3 protein-coding genes are annotated in these 4278 nt (G+C 71.6%); 1 reads left to right on the top strand and 2 read right to left on the bottom strand.

Features of this window, described 5'->3' with window-relative positions; translation table 11 throughout:
• On the top strand, positions 1 to 247 hold a 247-nt coding region (locus tag UWG_RS30670; protein WP_272943208.1), incomplete at its 5' end, for an acyl-CoA dehydrogenase family protein.
• 202 nt (positions 248 to 449) lie between these two features.
• Here the strand turns inward: UWG_RS30670 and UWG_RS0121545 are convergent.
• Complete coding sequence (locus tag UWG_RS0121545) at positions 450 to 1778, bottom strand: SPFH domain-containing protein (protein WP_086022517.1); 1329 nt, start codon at positions 1776 to 1778, stop codon at positions 450 to 452.
• A gap of 5 nt (positions 1779 to 1783) precedes the next feature.
• Entirely contained in the window at positions 1784 to 3553 is a 1770-nt protein-coding gene (locus UWG_RS0121540) for an SPFH domain-containing protein (RefSeq protein ID WP_016909278.1), read from the bottom strand.
• Positions 3554 to 4278 lie beyond the last annotated feature (725 nt).

Raw genomic sequence — 4278 nt, 5'->3', positions numbered from 1 at the left:
CAGGCGCCGCGACGCGGGCGAGCCCTTCGGGCGGGAGGCGGCGATGGCGAAGCTCTTCTGCACCGACACGGCCATGCGCGTCACCACGGACGCAGTCCAACTCCTCGGCGGGTACGGCTACACGACCGACTTCCCCGTCGAGCGGTACATGCGGGAGGCGAAGGTGCTGCAGATCGTCGAGGGCACCAACCAGATCCAACGCGCGGTGATCGCACGCCACTTGGCGGGCCCCGAGGAGAGCCGCTAGGCACCGCCCCGCTCGTGGGCGCGTCCGGAGCCGCGCCTGCGCCGTCGGGGCAGCGTGGCGTCGGTGGAAAAAAGCACCGGAAGGCGGTCGGCGGCGTCTCGTTCCGTGCGCGCGGGCGCACCCCCACGGCCGCGAGGTGCGCACCCGGGCGTGATCGCCGCGCCGGAGGCGGCGATCACGCCCGGGATTCAGCCGGGGACTCTCACTCGCGGAAGTCGACGTCCTCCGCGTTCCCGGCCGCACCGCTGCCGAGGCCGCCCTCCCCGGCCCGCTGGGACAGAGCGGGCATCAACTGGGCGGCGAGCAGGGTGGACAGGGCCGAGCCGTCGGTGCCGGCGCTGCCGCCGTCGGTGCGCACGACCACCGGACGCGGTGCCTTCGTGGCCAGTTCGGCGCCCACCTCGAGGCGGCGGCGAGCCAGTTCGTACCGGAGCACGGCGCGGTTGTCCCGGTACGCCTTGGCGAGCGCCCGCTGGGCACGGGCCTCGTTCTCGGCGGAGATCAGCCCGCTGCGGCCCCGCGTCTCGATCTCGAACCGGACCCGCTGCGCGTTGGTCTCCTGCTCCTCCAGCAGTTGGGCGACCTCCTCGCGGGCCTTGTTCAGCGCCGCGTTCACCTCGACGATGCGCGCGTCGCGTACCTTCTTCGCCCGCTCGATGTCCATGCCCAGGCTGTCGATCCGCCGCTTGCGGAGCAGGCCCCACTCCTGCTCGTACGCCGTGCGCTCCTTGGCGACGCGTTCCCGGGTCGCCAGGTGCTGCTGGTACTGGGCGGGCAGTTGGACGTCCGGGATGTTGGAGCCGGTGATGCGGACGCCGTAGCGGGAGAGCAACCGGTTGAGCAGTTCCTGCATGTCGGCCACGTCGGAGCCCCGCAGGTCGTACGCGTGCTCGGTGTGCACCTGGCGGGCCCGCTGCCTGATGGCGTCCTGGACGGCGCTGGAGAGCACCAGATCGAAGTTGCCCGCGCCGATCGTGCGGACGAACAGCACCGCGTCCGTGATGCGGAACTTCAGGAAGAACTCGATCGACCGCAGCGGCACGTTCTCCTGCGTGGGGCAGGCCATCACCGGGGCCGAGTACGGGATCTCGGTGGCCGTGTCGACCACGAAGTCCACCCGCGACCAGGGGTGCCACAGGTAGTGCCGGCCCGCGTCCAGGGTGCGGACGACGGCGCCGTACCGGGTCAGCACGCCGTGGGTGCCCTGCTCGATCTCCACGATCGAGGACCGCCACCACCACAGCGCGCCGATCAGCACGAGGACGGCGCCGACGGCGTAGGAGAGCCCGGCCAGCGCGCCGTAGGCGAGATCGGAAGCCCCGTCCGAGTCCGCCCCGCGCAGCGAGAGCATCACCCCGGACAGCAGCGCGAACAGGCCGAGCCACAGCGGAAGCATCCACCACAGCCGGCGCAGGTGCCGCGGGATGATGACCGGAACCAGGGTGCCCGCCTCGCCGCCCCGCAGCAGTTGGGCGATGTCGCTCCAGGGGGCCACCGCCTCGGTGATGACCGACCTGCGATTGGTGTGCATGCTGCTCACTGACCGGCCTCCTCGGAGAAGTACGGGACGTCGGGAGCGCCCGGGTCGCCCGGGTCGCCGGGATCGCCGCTCGCCGAGCCGTCTGTGGTGCCCTTCGGGGCGTCGGGTGCCCCCGGAGTGCCGGATTCCTCCGAGGCGCCCGCTGCGTCCGGCGCCGTCCGGGACACCGTGGGCCGGTCGGCCTCCAGCAGCGCACCGATCTCGCTCTCGCGCTCGGCGATACGTGCGGCGACCTCGTCGAGCCGCTCCCGTACGGCCGACATGTCGGCTTCCGTGAACAGCTCGCCCCCGTGCTGCCCGATGAGTTCACGGGCGAGACGCAGGAAGTCGACCCCGGCTGCGTCGCCGCCCTGGCTGGTGCCGCCGATCCGCACCAGGCGCGGCAGGTGGTCGGCGACCTGCTCCAGGGCGTCGAGGATCTGCTGCTCGTAGCGGTATTCGAGGATCTCCGGCGCCTCGGCCGCCGTCACGGCCCGGATGTCGAGCGCCTGGGCCTCGAGCAGCGCCGCGTTGGCGTTCGCCTCGGATTCGGCCTGGACGTAGCGCTGACGGGCCAGCGCCTGCGCGCGGTTGGTCTCGCGCTCCACGGCGGTGTCCATCTGCGCCTGGTAATGGGCGATGTCCGCCTGGATGGCCGAAAGCGTCTCGTGGCTGGTCGCCAGCTCCTTCGAAAGGTCGCCCTCGTCCTGCTCCTTGCGCAGCATCAGCGCGTACTCGTGCGTGTAGGCGTCCTTCGCCATGCGCACCATCTCCGGCGCCGCCAGGTCCATGCGGTATCCGCGGTCGGCCGGCTCGGCGTGGGTGATGTTGGCGTTGGTCAGTTCGACCGCGGGCCGGAACTGCTGGTTGAGCTGTTCCAGCAGCCGCCCGGTGTCCTCGCCGACCATGTCGTAGATCCCGGCGGCCTCCTGCTCGTAGATCAGGCTCCGGATGGTCTCGCTCACGGCGTTGCTCAGCTTCTCCTCGAAGCCCCGCACCGCGCCGAGCGTGTAGACGAACTCCGTCGGATCGCTGATCCGGAACTGGATGAACAGATCGATGGACGCCTTCACCCCGCCCTTGGTGGGAGCTTCCCGCACCGGGGCGTTGAAGGGGTATTCACGAGTGGTGTTGACGATGTACGAGACCCGCTTCCACGGGCTGATCAGCACGACCCGGCCGGGCCCGACGACCTTCTCCAGCTTCCCGAACCGGGTGATCAGCGCCTGGCAGCCGTCCGGGACCATCACCATGCCCTGTCGCCACCACACGAAGGCGACCGCCGCCACGGAGACGATCCAGTAGTGCAGCCCGAAGAGCGGATTGCTCAGGGGGGAGTCGTCGACGGCCGAGACGACCGCGGTCCCGACCACTCCGAGGAGCAGCAGCGAGAGCACCGGCAGCATGCTCAGGAAGGACCGTCCCTTCGGCAGGACCATCGGGCATATCTCGTGGACCTGCTCTCCTTCCTCGCGCTTGTGCTCGCTCTGGTTCAGCGCCTCGCCCGCCTCGACAAGCGCCACGGTCCGCTGCTTCAGCACGGTGGCCAGGGAACCCCCCTGCTCCCGGGCGGCCGGAAAGTCCGCCGGGTCCATGCCCTCGGCCCGCGACTCGTCCGTCTCCCGACCGGCCTCGCCGTGCTTCTCCTGTGCCCGCGCATCCGGCTCGCGTCCGGAGGAGCGCCCCGTACGGTGACGGAGCTCCTGTTCCGCCGCCTGCCGGGGAGCGCCGCCGGAAGCGGCCTCCGTCGCCGCCCTCCGCAGGCTCTGGGCTCTCGTTCCTGCCACAGTTCCCCCTCTTTCTTGTCATGCTCCCCGCCATCCCACACCACGGCCGGCGCCGCAGGGACAGCGGGCCGCCGATCGTGACAGCACAGCAGCACTCGCTGCACCCCGGCGCGACACGGCCACGGGGCTCCTTCCGGCTGCGGCCGGCTCCTGACCGTTCGGCATCGCGACCGGTACCGCCCGTCTGCCGGCGGCTCGCGCCGCGCCGGAGGCCGCGGCAACGGCCACGTCGCGAAACACGGACGCTCCGACGACGTCGCCGTGCGCCGCTTCGGGGACGCGCGCGGGACGGAAAGGGCGACGGTGTCGCCCGAAGGGCGCACCAGGGTCTCCGGAGCCGGGTGACGGAGGAGGGGCACGCCTCGTCTCCTGCCCGTCCTCCGGTCGAGCGCGAGGTCCCGGCCCGCGTGGTCGGCGAAGCAGATGTCGTTCAGTTTTCCGGAGACCTTAGGGGTCGGAAGCCGCTGGAGCGACATCCAGCGTTGCTCACCGGTTCGTCGACGGAAGGTCCCCGGGCAGAGGAAGACGAGGGCACTGCGGTCGAGGCCGAGGAACTGCGGCTCCGCCGCGGACCAGGCGCCACCGATGTCGGTGGCGCCTGGTCCGCGTGGCCCCTCGGGGCCTCGTCACCGCTTGCCGGCCCGTACAAGGGCGGCCGGCTGCCCTTGACACCGGTTCGCCGCCGCCAACGGGAAGCACTGGGCGACCTGCGGCACCCGCCGTTG

Source organism: Streptomyces xiaopingdaonensis (assembly GCF_000262345.1).
GTDB classification, from domain to species: Bacteria; Actinomycetota; Actinomycetes; order Streptomycetales; family Streptomycetaceae; genus Streptomyces; species Streptomyces xiaopingdaonensis.
The sequence above is the reverse complement of the archived record's forward strand: the minus strand, read 5'-3'. Positions and strand labels throughout refer to the sequence as shown.